This window comes from Clostridium sp. AM33-3, from assembly GCF_003480315.1.
In the GTDB taxonomy this organism is placed as follows: domain Bacteria; phylum Bacillota; class Clostridia; order Lachnospirales; family Lachnospiraceae; genus Brotaphodocola.
The window spans coordinates 25,985-42,356 of sequence record NZ_QUIV01000028.1 but is presented as its reverse complement, the minus strand read 5'-3'; the positions used below and the strand labels follow the sequence as shown (position 1 = coordinate 42,356).

18 protein-coding genes are annotated in these 16,372 nt (G+C 49.7%); 15 read left to right on the top strand and 3 right to left on the bottom strand.

Annotation, left to right across the window (positions count from 1 at the left end; genetic code table 11):
* The first annotated feature begins 186 nt into the window (after positions 1-186).
* Both DW819_RS13555 and ychF read left to right on the top strand, forming a co-directional pair.
* Complete coding sequence (locus tag DW819_RS13555) at positions 187-405, top strand: helix-turn-helix transcriptional regulator (protein WP_118534045.1); 219 nt, start codon at positions 187-189, stop codon at positions 403-405.
* A gap of 167 nt (positions 406-572) precedes the next feature.
* Positions 573-1,670: a redox-regulated ATPase YchF gene (ychF, locus tag DW819_RS13550; RefSeq protein ID WP_118733679.1), complete on the top strand. Its 1,098-nt coding sequence runs from the start codon at positions 573-575 to the stop codon at positions 1,668-1,670.
* A 105-nt stretch (positions 1,671-1,775) separates the two neighbouring features.
* Here the strand turns inward: ychF and DW819_RS13545 are convergent, their stop codons facing one another.
* Both DW819_RS13545 and rpsT read right to left on the bottom strand, forming a co-directional pair.
* The gene (locus tag DW819_RS13545) at positions 1,776-3,131 is read right to left on the bottom strand and encodes an 8-oxoguanine deaminase (RefSeq protein WP_243025863.1); all 1,356 of its coding nucleotides are present in this window, start codon (positions 3,129-3,131) and stop codon (positions 1,776-1,778) included.
* A gap of 343 nt (positions 3,132-3,474) precedes the next feature.
* Positions 3,475-3,738, bottom strand: coding sequence for a 30S ribosomal protein S20 (gene rpsT / locus DW819_RS13540; RefSeq protein WP_118733677.1), 264 nt, complete (start codon positions 3,736-3,738; stop codon positions 3,475-3,477).
* 222 nt (positions 3,739-3,960) lie between these two features.
* On the opposite strand from rpsT, the gene gpr reads away from it, so the two are divergent.
* The 10 genes from gpr to thiI all read left to right on the top strand — a co-directional run bounded on the left by gpr (position 3,961) and on the right by thiI (position 13,752).
* A complete protein-coding gene (gene gpr / locus DW819_RS13535; RefSeq protein WP_118733676.1) occupies positions 3,961-4,998 on the top strand; it encodes a GPR endopeptidase in 1,038 nt (345 codons plus the stop codon).
* 95 nt (positions 4,999-5,093) lie between these two features.
* Entirely contained in the window at positions 5,094-5,717 is a 624-nt protein-coding gene (locus tag DW819_RS13530; protein WP_118733675.1) for a hypothetical protein, read from the top strand.
* Positions 5,714-6,268: a biotin transporter BioY gene (locus DW819_RS13525; RefSeq protein ID WP_118733674.1), complete on the top strand. Its 555-nt coding sequence runs from the start codon at positions 5,714-5,716 to the stop codon at positions 6,266-6,268. Before DW819_RS13530 ends, DW819_RS13525 begins: the two co-directional genes overlap by 4 nt.
* A 22-nt stretch (positions 6,269-6,290) precedes the next feature.
* Positions 6,291-7,430, top strand: a complete 1,140-nt coding sequence (locus tag DW819_RS13520) for a thiolase family protein (protein ID WP_118733673.1) — start codon at positions 6,291-6,293, stop codon at positions 7,428-7,430.
* 30 nt (positions 7,431-7,460) lie between these two features.
* Positions 7,461-8,753, top strand: coding sequence for an AMP-binding protein (locus DW819_RS13515; RefSeq protein WP_118733672.1), 1,293 nt, complete (start codon positions 7,461-7,463; stop codon positions 8,751-8,753).
* A gap of 117 nt (positions 8,754-8,870) precedes the next feature.
* Positions 8,871-9,632: a TSUP family transporter gene (locus tag DW819_RS13510; protein ID WP_118733671.1), complete on the top strand. Its 762-nt coding sequence runs from the start codon at positions 8,871-8,873 to the stop codon at positions 9,630-9,632.
* 39 nt (positions 9,633-9,671) lie between these two features.
* Entirely contained in the window at positions 9,672-10,628 is a 957-nt protein-coding gene (gene prmA / locus DW819_RS13505) for a 50S ribosomal protein L11 methyltransferase (protein WP_118733670.1), read from the top strand.
* Positions 10,629-10,639: 11 nt separating this feature from the next.
* Positions 10,640-11,377 (top strand): 16S rRNA (uracil(1498)-N(3))-methyltransferase, encoded by a 738-nt coding sequence (locus tag DW819_RS13500; protein ID WP_118733669.1) that lies wholly within the window; start codon positions 10,640-10,642, stop codon positions 11,375-11,377.
* An 18-nt stretch (positions 11,378-11,395) separates the two neighbouring features.
* Complete coding sequence (locus DW819_RS13495) at positions 11,396-12,550, top strand: cysteine desulfurase family protein (protein ID WP_118733668.1); 1,155 nt, start codon at positions 11,396-11,398, stop codon at positions 12,548-12,550.
* Positions 12,551-12,570: 20 nt separating this feature from the next.
* A complete protein-coding gene (gene thiI, locus DW819_RS13490; RefSeq protein WP_118733667.1) occupies positions 12,571-13,752 on the top strand; it encodes a tRNA uracil 4-sulfurtransferase ThiI in 1,182 nt (393 codons plus the stop codon).
* Positions 13,753-13,819: 67 nt separating this feature from the next.
* On the opposite strand, the gene DW819_RS13485 is transcribed toward thiI, so the two are convergent.
* The gene (locus DW819_RS13485; protein ID WP_118534028.1) at positions 13,820-14,053 is read right to left on the bottom strand and encodes an HPr family phosphocarrier protein; all 234 of its coding nucleotides are present in this window, start codon (positions 14,051-14,053) and stop codon (positions 13,820-13,822) included.
* Between the two features lie 158 nt (positions 14,054-14,211).
* On the opposite strand from DW819_RS13485, the gene mtaB reads away from it, so the two are divergent.
* The 3 genes from mtaB (at position 14,212) to ruvX (ending at position 16,354) form a co-directional block, all read left to right on the top strand.
* The gene (mtaB, locus tag DW819_RS13480) at positions 14,212-15,540 is read left to right on the top strand and encodes a tRNA (N(6)-L-threonylcarbamoyladenosine(37)-C(2))-methylthiotransferase MtaB (protein ID WP_118733666.1); all 1,329 of its coding nucleotides are present in this window, start codon (positions 14,212-14,214) and stop codon (positions 15,538-15,540) included.
* A 33-nt stretch (positions 15,541-15,573) separates the two neighbouring features.
* Positions 15,574-15,834, top strand: a complete 261-nt coding sequence (locus DW819_RS13475; RefSeq protein WP_118534026.1) for an IreB family regulatory phosphoprotein — start codon at positions 15,574-15,576, stop codon at positions 15,832-15,834.
* 100 nt (positions 15,835-15,934) lie between these two features.
* Entirely contained in the window at positions 15,935-16,354 is a 420-nt protein-coding gene (gene ruvX, locus DW819_RS13470) for a Holliday junction resolvase RuvX (protein ID WP_118733665.1), read from the top strand.
* Positions 16,355-16,372: the final 18 nt, after the last annotated feature.

Sequence of the window (16,372 nt, the reverse complement as noted above, 5' to 3'; positions counted from 1 at the left end):
ATTCTGTATGGTCTGACCGAACCTTCGGACTCTATTGATTATTCATTATATTGTTATTTTACATAGAGATGCATACGCATATCCAATTATGGATAATATACAGATGTCGGACAAACTGATTTAATGAAATAAGACTGTGGCTACAGATATGGCGGCTACGGGATTTGGAAATCAGGGGGGACGGACATGATAAATTATGATCCGCTTTGGGAGACCATGAAAACGCGTGGTGTTTCCCAGTACCGGCTGATCAAGAATTATGGTGTCAGCTCCGGACAGATTAACCGACTAAAGAAAAACGCGTATGTATCCACGCATACGATTGAGATGCTATGCGAGATTTTGGGTTGCAGGGTGGAAGATATCATGCAGTATGAGAGAGAGGAAAATGAAGAGCAGGAATAGATAGAAAGAGAGCATGAAAGTGTTCTCTTTTTTGATATTGCAGGAAGGACAGTACATTTACTTTTTTTTCTACCTATGTTATAGTAGACAGGAATAAAACTCGCTTTTCTTTTGTAAGGAGCTGAGATAAAATACGTTTTCGCGTATTCTAAGGAGGATATATTGTTATGAAATTAGGTATCGTGGGTCTGCCGAACGTCGGCAAGAGTACCCTGTTCAACTCTCTGACCAAGGCTGGCGCAGAGTCTGCCAACTATCCGTTCTGTACCATTGACCCGAATGTGGGTGTGGTTGCAGTTCCGGATAACCGTCTGAAGCTGCTTGGGGATCTGTACCATTCTAAAAAGGTAACCCCGGCGGTTATTGAGTTTGTAGATATTGCAGGTCTGGTAAAGGGCGCTTCCAAGGGTGAGGGCCTGGGCAACCAGTTTCTGGCTAATATCCGTGAGGTAGATGCCATCGTTCATGTGGTACGCTGCTTTGAGGATCCGAATGTGATCCACGTAGAGGGCAGTGTAGATCCGATCCGTGATATTGAGACCATCAACCTGGAGCTGATCTTCTCTGATATCGAGATTCTGGAGCGCCGTATCGCAAAGACTTCCAAGTCCGCGTTCAATGACAAGTCTCTGGCAAAAGAAGTTGAAATCTTAAAAGAGTTGAAGGCTATTCTGGAGGAAGGCAAGCTGGCTTCCACTTACGAGAATGATGACGAAGACGTTATGGCTTTTGTGAATTCTCTGAACCTGTTAACCTGCAAACCGGTTATCTTTGCTGCCAACGTAGGTGAGGATGATCTGGCCGATGATGGTGCATCTAACCCTCATGTTGCAGCGGTCCGCAAGTACGCCGCTGAGAATAACTGTGAGGTATTCGTGATCAGTGCTCAGATCGAGCAGGAAATCGCAGAGCTGGATGATGATGAGAAGCAGGAGTATTTAGAGGCACTGGGCCTGACGGAGTCCGGTCTGGACAAGCTGATCGCGGCAAGCTATCGCCTGCTGGGACTGATCAGTTATCTGACCTCCGGTGAGGATGAGACCCGTGCATGGACCATCAAGGTTGGCACCAAGGCTCCGCAGGCAGCCGGTAAGATCCACTCCGATTTCGAGCGAGGATTCATTCGTGCCGAGGTCGTAAACTACCAGGATCTGTTAGACTGCGGTACTTACGCAAAGGCGAAGGAGAAGGGCCTGGTTGGCCTGGAGGGAAAAGATTATGTTGTCAAAGATGGCGATGTGATCCTGTTCCGTTTCAATGTATAAATCTGCATAATAGCTTTCGAATGAAAAGAGCGTATGAATCTGCTGAATGATATGAGGATTCATACGCTCTTTTTATTTCATTCTGGCAAACGGAGAAAGCTTCTGTTAAGACCGGCCAAGATAGCGGCTTACGCACTGCTTTGCCTCTGCGGTGATCTTCTCCTCGTCAACGCCGGTGAGGCGTCCTTCGCAGACAACAACTCTGCCGTTTACAACCGTGTAATCTACATTGCCTTTATATCCAACGGTGCCAAGCATGGAGCTGACATCAAACTGTGCTCCGGTCAGGGACAGGCGGTCCATGTTGATCAGGAAGAAGTCTGCGGCCATGCCTTCGGCAATCTGTCCAATGTCATCGCGTCCGAGGATCGATGCGCTTCCGCGGGTGGCAATCTTTAACATATCGTAGCCGGTCGGTGCGGCACTGCTGGAATTTAAGCGGTGGAGCAGGAAGCCGGTGCGCAGCTCCTCGAGAAGATCAGAGCCGTCGTTGCTGGCAGAACCGTCTACAGCCAGTCCGACACGGACACCGAGTTTTAACATCTCCGGGATGCGGGCAATGCCGGAAGAAAGCTTCATGTTGGAAATCGGGCAGTGGGCTACACCGGTTCCGGTTTCGGCCAGACGTTTTAACTCTGCATCATTAAAGTGGATGCCATGTGCGTACCAGACGTCCGGTCCGATCCAGCCAAGGCTTTCCATGTATTCCAGTGGGCGCATACCGAAGCGCTCCAGTGTATAATTTTCCTCGTCCTTTGTCTCAGCCAGATGGGTGTGCAGTCGCACATGGAGTTTGCGGGCCAGTTTTGCGGATTCTTTTAAGAGCTCAGAGGAGACGCTGAACGGGGAACACGGTGCCAGCGCAACCTGATGCATGCTGTAGCGGGATGCATCATGATATTTGCGTACCGCATCCTCGGAATCTTTCATGATCTCATCTACAGTCTGGACTACAGAATCTGGAGGAAGCCCTCCGTCCTTGACACTTAAGTCCATGCTGCCCCGGGTTGCGTGGAAACGCATGCCGAGGGCGTCGGCGGCAGCAAACTGGGAATCCAGAAGGTCCATGCCGGTGCCGGCCGGAAATACGTAGTGGTGGTCCAGACAACAGGTACATCCTGTTTTTAAAAGCTCGCCCATTCCGGTTAAAGAGCTGTAATAGACGGTATCCGGATTTAAATTCTTCCAGATTTCGTATAAAGTTTTAAGCCATGGGAATAATTCCATGTTCTGAACTTCGGGTAAGTTTCGACTGAATGTCTGATATAAGTGATGGTGGGTATTGATCAACCCCGGATACATCACCATATGAGACCCATCGATCACATCATCCGCTGTCTGGACGTCGGCTCCGATGGATTTGATGATTCCATCTTCGACAAAAACATTCACCTCCTTCAGTACGCGGTTATCATCGTCACAGGTAACCAGATACGTTATATTTTTGATCAGCAGTGTCATAAATAAATACCTCCTACATGACATACTCCCCCAGTCTTCTCAGATGCCGGGGGGGACCCCTGCATATGATATAAGTCTGGTATACTGCCTGATCAAGGCTATGTTTTAAACAGCTTATAATATGATATCAAGGTACATTTGTTTGTTACGCGTTTAACTTTAACATGGGAGTCCTGGAAAGACAATGTCAAAAAGCACAAAAAAGTTGATGAAAAAATATGAAAAATACACAAAGGAATAAGGATATGTGAGGGAAATGGAAAGAAAAACACAAAAAGCTTCGGCTCCACACACCCAGGAACCGAAGCTTTTTTGTGTTATTTATAATATTCCAGTCTTATGATTAAGCCATTGCGTTTACAGCTTTAGAGAGGCGGGAAACCTTTCTGGAAGCGGTATTCTTGTGGTATACACCCTTGGTGCAAGCCTTATTGATCTCGGAAATAGCAGCAACTAAAGCGGTCTGTGCAGCAGCTTTATCAGCAGCGGTCACAGCAGCCTCTACCTTCTTGCAGGCAGTTTTTACTTTAGAACGGATTGCTTTGTTTCTTGCAGCCTTGGTCTCGTTTACTAAGATTCTCTTTTTAGCAGATTTAATGTTAGCCAATCTGGGCACCTCCAATTAAACAAATATGATTTATAGTCTTTGGTTTGCATCAAAGTCTGGACACGGACAGTTCAATGTAAACATACTATTGCATTCTACCTAATCCGGCACAAAATGTCAATACATAAATTGCGTATTTTTGCGAAAAAATAAGGGGAGTGCAGCAGAGAGAAAGCAAAAATACAGGAAACAGAAAATGCCGACAGGAAGGACAGAGAGGCTATGAGAAAGAAAGAGAGCGAATGGAAAAGACAGCTGCCGGGCGGTGCTCCGGATTTTGAAGTCCGTACAGATCTTGCAGTCGAGGAGGGGGAGCGCTTCCCGGGAGATGGCGGGGAGATTTCCGGTGTTTCACTGCGAAAATGGCGGGAAAGCAATTCGGATATCTGTATGACAGAGGTGAAGATCCTGAATGAGCATGGTGCCGGGATTATGGGAAAGCCGGTTGGCACTTATCTGACCCTGGAGGCAGATGCTCTGGCGAAACAGGATGAGAGCTATCATGAAGAGGTCTCCGGGGAGCTGGCAGGCTGTCTGCGTGCGCTTATTCGGCAGCTGACAGGAAAAAAGGAATCAGAATTGAAAATTTTGTCTGTGGGTCTCGGAAACGAGGATGTGACTCCCGATGCGTTAGGACCGAAGGTCCTTAAAAATCTGCAGATGACCCGGCATCTGCAGGGCGAATATGGGGAAGAGTTCTGTAAAGCGCACGGCCTTCCCGTGTTAAGCGGTATCGCTCCCGGAGTCCTGGCCCAGACCGGTATGGAGACAGCAGAGATTTTAAAGGGCGTGATACGAGAGACAAAACCCGATCTTCTGATCGCGGTAGATGCGCTGGCGGCCCGCAGCCTCCGGCGTCTTGGAACAACCATTCAGCTTACCGATACCGGAATCCATCCCGGCTCTGGCGTGGGCAATCACCGGCAGAGCCTGACAAAGGAAAGTCTGGGAGTTCCGGTACTGGCAGTCGGAGTACCGACGGTGGTGAGCGCAGCGGCCATTGTGTACGATACGGTTGATGCCATGACCGGGGCGTTAAAAAAGAACCGGGTGACACGCGGGCTCGGAAGGTATGTGGAAGGACTGGATCCGGAGGAACAGTATCATCTGATCCGGGAGCTTCTGGCACCGGAGTTTGGGAATCTCTATGTTACACCGCCGGACATGGATGAGCGGATCCGGAATCTGAGCTATACCATTTCAGAAGCCATCCATAAAGCTGTATTTTCCGAAAAAAACAGAAAACAGGATAATTGTTAACTAAAACACAAAAATAGTTGACAATCAAACCGGGGATTGCTATACTGGGATCGTTTTTAGCAGGAAATGCACAGGAGTGGAAGGGAGCAGAGAACATGAGGCAGGAACGGCTTATGATACTGGAAAAAGTACTTTCTGAACTGCCGGGGTACCTGGGGTGGATGATCGGATCATGTCGCTTTTCCTTTGGAAAAGAAGCGGGTGGGAACACACCCGGACAGATGCAGCACAGCTGTGACCTTACGGTGCTGCGTTCGGATGCCAGGCTTGCGGAGGTGGAGATCCGAAATCTGACAACAGAGGATCAGCTCCGGGTGATGCTTGTCAATGCAGCATCCGGAACGGAAACAGACCGAGAAACAACAGGAAAGCAGCATCGGGATATCAGGCTGCCATCATCGCAGAAAGAGAGCGAAGCATTTCTTGTGACACGGGAGGCAATTGATACTTATCTGAAGGAATCCCGGGATGGGAATCTCATCCATCGTGGGGAAGCGGCAGTCGTTCCCGGATTTCTTATGGTGAACCGCATCCTGGAAGGATATGGTGGCTGTGACGCGGCATCCGTCCGTTTTTATCTCCCTCTCCGGTGTGGGGAAACGGCAAGACTGGTGGAACAGAAAACAGGAGAGCATAGCCGGACTGTAGAGCTTTTCACAGACCAGGGACGCATCCTGCAGATGAAGCTGCAGGAGAAGAACGAAGGAGGAACAGAATGATGAATACGGCAACAAGAACAGCAGCAAAGAAAAAAACGATCTGGAGTACATTCGGAATTACAACCATGGCACTGATGACGACCATGCTGATCGTTTCTACCTACATAAAGATCCCGCTCCCATTTTCCTCTGCCAGCATTACGGCGCAGACGCTGGTGGTTAATCTGATCGGTATGCTGTTTGCTCCGCTTCAGATTGTGGCAATTATGGTGAGCTGGCTTCTCTTGAGCGTGATGGGGATCGGTGGTTCTCTTGGAAAGCTTCTTGGACCGGCCGGAGGATATCGCTACGGCAATGCAGTGGCAGCGATCCTGATCGCACTGTTCTGCCGCAAGGTAAAGAATTTAAAGGCCCAGACCGCGTTTCTGATCTTTGTGGGAATTCCGGTCATTTACCTGTTTGGCGCAGTTCAGATGAAGGTTGTGACAAAACAGCCGTGGCCGGCCATCATGGTACAGGCGGTGCTTCCGTTTATTCCGCTGGATGTTGTAAAGTGTTTTGTGGCAGCCGGCCTCGCAAAGATCCTGCGCCGTGTTGTGCCGCAGTTTTAAAGTATGTAAATGGAGAATGGGCATGGAAAAGGTTTGGATCCTTGGAGGAATGCGAAGCTTTATCGGTGTGAAGGACCGGATGTACCGGAATGTACCTGCGGAGGTCCTGGGGGCGGAGGTGCTCAGGGCTGTCATCAGAAAATACCGGCTTGCGGAGCAGGATATTGATTTTATCCTTGGAGGAAACGCGGTGGGCGGGGGTGGAAATATGACCCGCCTTGCGGCCCTGACTGCAGGAATTGACCGGGAGGTTCCGGCTGTGACTCTGGATCTGCAGTGTGGTTCCGCCCTGGAGGCAGTCACACAGGCAGCAGCAAAGATCGAGAGTGGTCTGGCAGAACTGGTGCTTGCCGGCGGACTGGAAAGCTCATCCACCCAGCCACTCAGAATGTGGAATCCGAACCATCCGGATTATGAGAAGGATAAGGTCTGGACGGTCGCACGGTTTGCTCCCGGACAGCATGGAGAGCAGATCATGCTGGAGGGAGCAGAGCGCACTGCGATATCGGAACACGTGACAAAAGAAGAACAGGATTTCTGGGTACTGGAGAGCCACCATCGGGCAGCAAAGGCTGCGCAGGAGGGCCTTTTATCGGACATCCAGGTTTCGGTGGCGGGAAGCTGCAAGGATGAGGGAATCCGTGCTTCCATGAGCCAGAAGCTGATGGACCGTTTGCCGTATCTTCTGCCGGGCGGTTGCGCGATCAACGCAGCCAATGCCTGTCTGATGCATGATGGCGCGGCTTTTGTGGCACTCTGTTCGGAGGAGTATGGAAAACGTCATAACCTGATTCCGGCGGCGGTGCTGCGTTTTGGGACCGCTGTGGGCGGCGACCCGCTCATGAGTCCGAAAACAGCAGTTCTGGCAGTGAAACAGCTGTTGAAAAAGACCGGACTTATTTATGACCAGGTGGATGCTTTTGAGGTGAATGAAGCCTTTGCGGTGATCGATGTACTGTTTGACCGGGCTTTTCCGGGAATGCGGGAACGCTACAACCGGTTTGGAGGCGCGCTGGCCTATGGACATCCTTATGGAGCTTCAGGAGCACTGCTTATCCTGCATCTTTTAAAATCCCTGGAATCCTGCGGAGGGCACTATGGCATCTGTGCTGCAGCGGCAGCCGGAGGCATTGGCAGCGCAATTTTGCTGGAACGCAGATAAAGCCGGCAGACCTGGAAGAAGGAAAAGTAAATGATGAAAAATTATCTGGAAATGGTGCAGTCGGTGGAGCGGGACCGGGAGGCCCTGATTTTTTCTGACCATGTTTATACCTACGGAAATCTTGTGGATCTGGCGTTGGAACAACAAAGGCGGTTCCGCTTGGAGGGAGGGAAACAACAGCTTGCTGTAATCCGGAAAACCTCCATTCTGGAGCAGCTTGTGTCGTTTCTGGCCTGTCAGGGAACCGAGGCGGTGCCGCTTATTGTTCCGGCGGATACCGCAGTGCCGGATGCTTTTTTTGAGACAGAAATTCCGGACAATGCCTGCATGGCGGTCATGACATCCGGAACAACCGGCAACGGAAAGCTTTTGTTCCGAACATTTGAGAGCTGGTATGGATATTTTGAAACCCAGAACCGGATTTTTGGCATAAGCGGAGAAAGCCGTCTGTTTGCGCAGGGAAGCCTGGCATTTACCGGGAATCTGAACCTGTATCTGGCGCAGCTTTCTGCAGGAGCTGCAGTGATTGCCTGTGATCTGTTTGATCCGAGACTCTGGAAGCATCAGCTGGAAGCATACCGGGCAGATGGAATCTACCTGATCCCGGCAAAGCTGCGTGCGCTAAAGCAGGTGTATGAGCGGGAGCGTGAGCCGGAAAAACAGACAAACCGGCATGTCAGGCTGGTCCTGAGCGGCTCCCAGAGCTTTGGCGGCACAGAGGCGCAGGCAGTTCAGCGTATATTCCCGGAGGCGGATCTGATCCTGTACTACGGTGCAAGCGAACTGAACTATGTAAGCTATGTCCATGGCCGGGATATGGGGGAGGATAAAACCCTGATCGGCAGAAATTTCCCGGGTGTAGACATCTGCCTGAAGGATGGCAGGATCCATGTGACAACGCCATACGGAGTGGTGGGGGCTGGCGCGGATACCTTCGTGGGGGACTATGGCCACTGGGATGAAAATGGAAATCTTTATTTTGATGGCCGCAGAGATGATATCTGTAATATTAATGGAAGGAAAGTTTCATCCATCCGGGTGGAAAATGCGCTGTTGGATGTGCCGGAGGTGAAGGAGGCAGCGGTCAAAGCAGATTCCCGGGGCGATCATGATATGCTGACGGCCTGGGTGGTCCTGGAGCCGCTGATGATCGGAGCAGGTACAAAAGCAGAGCGGCAGCAGGAGGAACAGGAGATGAAGCGAAGACTGCGTGCGCAGCTGGCCGGACAACTCTCTGCCGGTGAGATCCCGCAGGAAATCAGATTTCTGGAAACGCTCCCGAAGAATGAGAGCGGAAAAGTCCGGAAACGCGATCTGATATAGAAATACAAAAAAATACAGACTATTGGTAACTTGTAATGCCGCGGATTCTATGTTATATTGATATCTGTGGCATTTTGTCAATTTTTAGCGCTTGCTATTAGAAAAGAGAACGTATTTATGTTACAGTATCTGATCGTATGCCCGCTGGTGTTTCTGGCGGGATTTGTTGACTCCATAGCAGGAGGTGGAGGACTGATCTCTCTTCCGGCCTATATCATTGCCGGGGTTCCGGCTCATTTCGCCATTGGAACCAATAAACTATCATCAACTCTCGGAACCAGCATATCCACCTGGCGGTATCTGAAACAGGGATATCTGAAGGGAAAACAGCTGATTCTGCCAGTCGTGTGTGCCTGCTTTACGGCTCTGGCCGGCTCCTATCTTGGCTCCAGCTTTTCCATGATGGTAAGCGATACGGTGCTAAAGCATATGATGATGGTGGTGCTCCCGATCGTGGCATTTTATGTGCTTCGCAATAAGAACATGGGGGCGGAAACGGAGCAGCAGGCGCTGCCGGTCAGGGCTATGCTTTGCATCAGTATGGCGGTAGCCTTTGTGATCGGTATGTATGATGGCTTTTACGGACCTGGAACCGGTACGTTTTATCTTCTCATTCTGACCGGAATTGCGCATTTGAATGTGCATCAGGCATCGGCTATGACAAAGATACTGAATTTGACGTCAAATCTGGTGGCATTGATCAATTTCCTGCTTAACGGAACGGCCTATTACGGCCTGGGAATGGCAGCGGCCGTGTTCTGTATTGCCGGAAATTATATCGGCTCCGGTCTTGTAGTGAGCAACGGACAGAAGATCGTCCGTCCGCTGATTCTGATTGTATTGGTTATTTTGTTTGTCAAAATTGTAACAGGAATCTGACAGGAAAGACATTTATATAAAGAAAAAAGGAGAGTATCTATGAAGTGGACCAAATTTACCTTAAAGACCACGACGGAGGCCGTTGACCTGATCAGCAGCATGCTGGACGAGATCGGCATTGAGGGAATTGAGATCGAGGATAACGTACCACTGTCTGACGCAGACACCAAGGGGATGTTCATCGACATTCTTCCGGAGCTTCCGCCGGATGACGGTACCGCGAAGGTAAGCTTTTATGTGGAAGATTTAAGCAACCTGGAGAATATCATGCATCAGGTCAATGCAGGACTCGATGAGATCGCAGAGTTTGTGAATGTGGGTGAGCGCACCTTAAGCGTATCCGAAACGGAGGACAAGGACTGGATCAATAACTGGAAGCAGTACTTCAAGCCCTTTACCGTTGATGATATCTTGATTAAACCAACCTGGGAAACGATCCCGGAGGAGCATAAGGACAAGCTGCTCATTCAGATCGATCCAGGTACCGCGTTTGGTACCGGCATGCATGAGACTACACAGTTGTGTATCCGTCAGCTTCGTAAGTATGTGAATGCGGATTCTGAAATCATCGACGTGGGAACCGGAAGCGGCATTCTCGGCATCGCAGCTTTAAAGCTGGGCGCAAAGAGCGTGTTTGGTACTGATCTGGACGAGAACGCTATTGTGGCTGTAGGTGAGAATCTGGAATCCAACCATATTCCGGCAGACCGTTTCCATGTGGTCCAGGGTAATATCATTGATGACAAGGCAGTTCAGGACGAGGCCGGATATGAGTGCTATGACATCGCGGTAGCCAATATTCTGGCACCGGTTATCATCATGCTGCAGGGCGAGATCTGCAGACACATCAAGCATGGTGGTATGTTCATCACCTCCGGCATCATAAATACCAAGGAGCAGGATGTCAAAGATGCCATGAACGCCAATCCGGAGCTTGAGATCGTGGAGACCACTTACCAGGGCGACTGGGTATCGATCACCGCCCGCAGAAAATAAGGAGCAGAAGCGTGTATCATTTTTTTGTAACACCGGCGCAGATCGCGGACGGTTATGCCGTGATCACCGGTCAGGACGTGAATCATATCCGCAATGTCCTGCGGATGAAGGCAGGAGAGCAGGTGGGGATCCGTGATGGCATTTCCCGCAGCTACATCTGTGAACTGGAGAACATCGGAGGGGAGGAAATCCGGGCCAGAATCCTGGAGGAGGACACTAACTTAAGTGAGCTTCCGGCAGAGCTGTATCTGTTTCAGGGCCTGCCAAAGAGTGATAAGATGGAGCTTATCATTCAGAAAGCCGTGGAGCTGGGCGTGCATGAGGTTATTCCGGTGGCAACCCGCCGGGCCGTGGTAAAGCTGGACCGGAAAAAAGAAGAATCCAAGTTAAAACGCTGGAATGCCATTGCGGAGAGTGCGGCCAAGCAGTCCGGCCGTATGATGATCCCCCAGGTTCACAGTGTGCTGACAATGAAGGAAGCGTTTGCCTATGCAAAAGGCTTCGAGGTAAATCTGATCCCGTATGAACTGGCAGAGGGCATGAAAGAGACCAGGGCTATTCTGGAACAGGTTAAGCCCGGTATGCGTGTGGGAATCTTTATCGGGCCGGAAGGCGGATTTGATGTAGAAGAAGTGGAGTCAGCTATGGCGGAAGGCATTCATCCCATTACCCTGGGCCGGCGCATCCTGCGGACCGAGACTGCAGGCATGACCATGCTTTCCATCCTGATGTTCCAGCTAGAGCAGTAAATTACGATAGGAGATAGAATGGAAGCATATTTTGATAATTCAGCAACCACAAGAGTTCTGGACAGCGTGAAGGATATTGTGGTAAAAACAATGACAGAGGACTATGGCAATCCGGCTTCCAAGCACCGCAAGGGCATGGAAGCAGAGCAGTATATCCGCGAGGCAAGAAAAATCATCGCGGACAGCATGAAGGTACAGGAAAAGGAAATCCTGTTTACCTCCGGCGGCTCTGAGTCCAATAATATGGCCCTGATCTGTACGGCATGGGCAAATCAGAGAGCCGGTAAGCATATCATCAGCACGGCAATTGAGCATCCGTCTGTATACAATCCGCTGGGTGTGCTGGAAGAGCTTGGCTTTGAAGTGACCATTCTTCCGGTAGACCATGACGGGCACATCAGCCTGAAGGAACTTGAAGAGGCAATCCGTCCGGACACCATTCTGGTTTCTACCATGTATGTAAACAATGAGGTGGGCGCTGTGGAGCCGGTAGAGGAAATCTCCAGGGTCATCAAGGCAAAGAATCCGTCTGCGCTGTACCATGTGGATGCCATTCAGGCATACGGAAAATATGTGATCCGTCCGAAAAAGCAGGGTATTGACCTGCTTTCTGTCAGCAGCCATAAGATTCACGGACCGAAGGGAGTTGGATTTTTATACATCCGGAGTGGCGTGAAGATTAAACCTCTGATCTATGGAGGCGGCCAGCAGGCCGGCATGCGTTCCGGTACCGAGAATGTTCCGGGTGTGGCAGGGTTCGGAGCTGCCGTAAAGGAGATGTACACGGACCATGCGGAAAAGATACAGAAGCTGATCGGGCTGAAGGATTACATGATCGATCGTCTTGGAGAAATCGAAGGAACCGTGATCAACAGCAAAAAGGGAGAGGCAAGTGCACCGCAGATCGTCAGTGTCAGCTTTGAGGGTGTGCGCAGTGAGGTGCTGCTGCACGCACTGGAAGATAAAGGTATTTATGTTTCTTCCGGTTCTGCGTGTTCCTCAAACCATCCGGGCATCAGCGGAACCTTAAAGGGGATCGGTGTGGCCCAGAAGCTTCTGGATTCCACCATTCGCATAAGCTTTAGCATCTTCAACACGAAAGAAGAAGTTGATTACACCATTGATGTATTAAAGGAGCTGGTTCCGGTCCTGCGCCGTTACCAGAGAGGTTAAGAAAGGATAAAAGGGAAAATATGGTATATCAGTCATTTTTGATTAAGTACGCAGAAATCGGTACCAAGGGAAAAAACCGTTACCTTTTTGAGGACGCGCTGATCAAGCAGATCAAGAACGCGCTGAAAAAGGTGGAGGGTTCCTTTATCGCTTCCAAGGAGTCCGGCCGTATTTACGTGCAGGCTCTCAGCGAGTATGATTACGATGAGGTGATCGAGGCTTTGAAGCAGGTTTTCGGCATTGCATGGATCTGTCCGATGCTGCAGCTTGAGGATAAGGATTATGAAAATCTGAAGAAGGTCGTTGTGGATTACATCGACCAGGTTTACCCGGATAAGCACTTCACCTTTAAGGTGGATTCCAGACGCGCGGATAAGAACTATCCGGTCCGCTCCGAGCAGATGAACTGTGACTTTGGTGAGGTGATCTTAAACGCCTTCCCAGAGACCTCTGTAGATGTGCATCATCCGGATGTTCTGGTGCATGTGGAGATCCGTAAGGTTGTTAATATTTACTCTCTGATGATCCCGGGCCCGGGCGGTATGCCGGTTGGAACCAACGGAAAGGCAACGCTGCTCTTATCCGGTGGTATTGACAGCCCGGTGGCAGGCTACATGATCGCAAAGCGCGGTGTCAAGATTGATGCAGTTTACTTCCATGCTCCGCCATACACCAGCGACCGCGCAAAGCAGAAGGTTGTGGATCTGGCCAAGCTGGTTGCACGCTATTCCGGCCCGATTCCGCTTCATGTCGTAAACTTTACCGATATCCAGCTCTACATTTACGAGCAGTGTCCGCATGAGGAGCTTACCATCATTATGCGCCGTTACATGATGAAGATTGCGGAGGAAATCGCGAAGAAGAGTGATTCCCTGGCTCTTATCACCGGCGAGAGCATCGGTCAGGTGGCATCTCAGACGGTTCAGTCCCTGGCAGCGACCAACGAGGTCTGCACTATGCCGGTATTCCGTCCTCTGATCGGTTTTGACAAGCAGGAGATCATTGACATTTCCGAGAAGATCGGAACATTTGAGACTTCGATTCAGCCGTTTGAGGACTGCTGCACCATTTTCGTGGCAAAGCATCCGGTAACAAAGCCGAACTTAAATATCATCCACAAATCGGAGACCAAGCTGGAAGAGAAGATCGACGAGATGGTCAGGACAGCATTGGAGACCGAGGAAGTCATCTGGTGCGATTAAGCTTTTGAAATGAAAAAAAGGATACTCCGATTGGAGTATCCTTATTAAAAATCATAGAAACGATTGTTTATTTGATGATGTATGGGGAAAGTGTCTCCAGAATCTCATCGATACCAGCCTCAGCGTGGATGTTTAAGTCGATCGGCTTGGAAAGATCCAGGCTGAAGATACCCATGATGGATTTTGCATCGATGACATATCTGCCGGATACGAGATCAAAGTCAACATCGAATTTGGTTAAGTCGTTTACGAAAGACTTTACTTTATCAATAGAATTTAAAGAAATACGAACTGTTTTCATGTGAGAAACCTCCTTAAATGGTTACCTTTTTAATCTTGGCGTATGGATGAAAAACTCTTTCGCCTTATGATAAATTTTACAAAGATATCGGGGGAAAGTCAATAGGGAGTTTCCATGAAAACAGGTTAAATGTATGTTAGAAATTAAGGAGAAAAAATATGAGAACGGCAGCATTGCATAATCTGGGCTGTAAAGTGAATTCCTACGAAACGGAAGCCATGCAGCAGCTTCTGGAAGAGGCCGGATATGAGATCGTGTCCTTCCACGAAAAAGCCGATGTTTATATTATCAATACCTGCTCAGTGACCAATATCGCGGACCGTAAGTCCAGACAGATGCTGCATCGGGCAAAAAAACAGAATCCGGAGGCGGTCGTAGTTGCTGCCGGCTGTTATGTCCAGTCTGCAGCAGAGGAGCTGAAAGCGGATCTGGCGGTAGATGTCATCATCGGAAACAACAAAAAGCAGGATCTGGTTCCGATCCTGGAAGAGTATTTTAAAGACCGTACGGACAGCAGCCATGTGATCGAGATCAATGAGACTCATGAGTACGAGCGCCTTTCCATTCATAAAATAGCCGATCATACACGCGCATTCTTAAAGGTTCAGGATGGATGCAACCAGTTCTGCAGCTACTGCATCATCCCCTATACCCGCGGGCGTGTCCGCAGCCGCAGACCGGAGGAGGTTGTGGCAGAGGTGCGGGAACTTGCGGCAGCAGGCTATCAGGAGGTTGTCCTGACAGGGATTCACTTAAGCTCCTACGGTGTGGATTTTAAGGAAGAAGAGAATGAGAACCTGTTAAGCCTGATCCGGCAGGTACATGAGGTGGAGGGGATCCGCCGCATCCGCCTGGGATCCCTGGAGCCGCGCATCATTACCGATGATTTCGCAAAGGCGCTGGCTTCCATGCCGAAGTTCTGCCCGCATTTTCATCTGTCCTTACAGAGTGGCTGTGATGAAACCTTAAAGCGGATGAACCGCCATTACACTACGGAGGAATATGCAGCAGGCTGCGATATCCTGCGCAGATATTTTGACAATCCGGCAATCACCACGGACGTGATCGTGGGCTTTTCGGGTGAGACTGAGGAAGAGTTTGAAGCGACAAAGGCATTTTTAGAGCGGATCGGCTTCTACGAGATGCACATCTTCAAGTACTCCAGACGCGCCGGAACACGTGCGGACCGCATGCCGGAGCAGGTGCCGGAGCAGATAAAAAATGTTCGCAGTGAGGCACTGCTATTGCTGGAAAAACAGATGTCAAAGGCCTACCGCGAGAGCTTCCTAGGCAAGAAAAAAACGGTGCTTCTGGAAGAAAAAACCGAGATCGAAGGCCGTGCGTACATGATCGGCCATACCATGGAATATGTAAAAGCTGTGGTCCCATATGCGGATGATCTGAAAAATAAAATGACCGAAGGTGTCCTGAAAGAGGCATTAAATGATGAAGTCCTCTTACTTGACGAATCCTGGAAAGTAGTATAGAATATAAAAGAATAGTTAAAGGACGTGAAGAACATGGGCGAAATTCATAACACACAGTTTTTTAAAGCAGTACAGGAGAACAAAATGGATGTCAGCCAGGTTTTGGAACAGGTGTATGTGGCGCTGACGGAGAAAGGTTATAATCCGGTAAACCAGATCGTAGGATATATTATGTCCGGAGACCCGACCTATATTACCAGCCATAAGGGCGCCAGAAGCCTGATCATGAAGGTAGAACGTGATGAAATTCTGGAAGAACTGATGTCTGTTTACATTGACGCAAGGTTAAAGTAACAAGCCTGTGCAGATATAACGAAAGATGCCTGCCAGCCATATCCGTCCGGAGAGGCTGGCAGTTTTGTGTTACCATGTATCAAAGCAAAGGAAATATTTTATGAGAATTTTAGGACTGGACTATGGCTCCAAAACAGTAGGGGTAGCAGTCTGCGATCCGCTGGGCATGACCGCCCAGGGGGTGGAGACCATTACCCGGAAAGAGGAGAATAAACTGCGCAAGACTCTTGCCCGGATCGAGGCTCTGGTGGAAGAATACCAGGTTGAAACCATCGTTTTGGGATATCCTAAAAATATGGATGATTCTATTGGGGAACGTGCACAGAAAACGGAAGAATTTCGCGATATGCTGGTACGCAGGACCGGTCTGCCGGTCGTTCTGTGGGACGAGCGCCTGACAACTATTGAAGCAAATGAGATTCTGATAGAAAGCGGAGTACGCAGAGAAGACCGGAAAAAGGTGATCGACAAGATCGCGGCAACCCTGATCCTGCAGTCTTATCTGGGCTCCCTGAAGTAAATGGACAGGAGAGAGACC

Excerpts from the sequence above, each read along its gene's own strand:
- DW819_RS13555 (WP_118534045.1), top strand. The coding sequence starts at position 187 with ATGATAAATTATGATCCGCTTTGGGAGACCATGAAAACGCGTGGTGTT.
- DW819_RS13495 (WP_118733668.1), top strand. The coding sequence starts at position 11,396 with ATGGAAGCATATTTTGATAATTCAGCAACCACAAGAGTTCTGGACAGC.
- DW819_RS13530 (WP_118733675.1), top strand. The coding sequence starts at position 5,094 with ATGAGGCAGGAACGGCTTATGATACTGGAAAAAGTACTTTCTGAACTG.
- prmA (WP_118733670.1), top strand. The coding sequence starts at position 9,672 with ATGAAGTGGACCAAATTTACCTTAAAGACCACGACGGAGGCCGTTGAC.
- ychF (WP_118733679.1), top strand. The coding sequence starts at position 573 with ATGAAATTAGGTATCGTGGGTCTGCCGAACGTCGGCAAGAGTACCCTG.
- DW819_RS13520 (WP_118733673.1), top strand. The coding sequence starts at position 6,291 with ATGGAAAAGGTTTGGATCCTTGGAGGAATGCGAAGCTTTATCGGTGTG.
- DW819_RS13525 (WP_118733674.1), top strand. The coding sequence starts at position 5,714 with ATGATGAATACGGCAACAAGAACAGCAGCAAAGAAAAAAACGATCTGG.
- DW819_RS13515 (WP_118733672.1), top strand. The coding sequence starts at position 7,461 with ATGATGAAAAATTATCTGGAAATGGTGCAGTCGGTGGAGCGGGACCGG.
- thiI (WP_118733667.1), top strand. The coding sequence starts at position 12,571 with ATGGTATATCAGTCATTTTTGATTAAGTACGCAGAAATCGGTACCAAG.
- gpr (WP_118733676.1), top strand. The coding sequence starts at position 3,961 with ATGAGAAAGAAAGAGAGCGAATGGAAAAGACAGCTGCCGGGCGGTGCT.
- DW819_RS13545 (WP_243025863.1), bottom strand. The coding sequence starts at position 3,131 with ATGACACTGCTGATCAAAAATATAACGTATCTGGTTACCTGTGACGAT.
- mtaB (WP_118733666.1), top strand. The coding sequence starts at position 14,212 with ATGAGAACGGCAGCATTGCATAATCTGGGCTGTAAAGTGAATTCCTAC.
- DW819_RS13485 (WP_118534028.1), bottom strand. The coding sequence starts at position 14,053 with ATGAAAACAGTTCGTATTTCTTTAAATTCTATTGATAAAGTAAAGTCT.
- ruvX (WP_118733665.1), top strand. The coding sequence starts at position 15,935 with ATGAGAATTTTAGGACTGGACTATGGCTCCAAAACAGTAGGGGTAGCA.
- DW819_RS13475 (WP_118534026.1), top strand. The coding sequence starts at position 15,574 with ATGGGCGAAATTCATAACACACAGTTTTTTAAAGCAGTACAGGAGAAC.
- DW819_RS13510 (WP_118733671.1), top strand. The coding sequence starts at position 8,871 with ATGTTACAGTATCTGATCGTATGCCCGCTGGTGTTTCTGGCGGGATTT.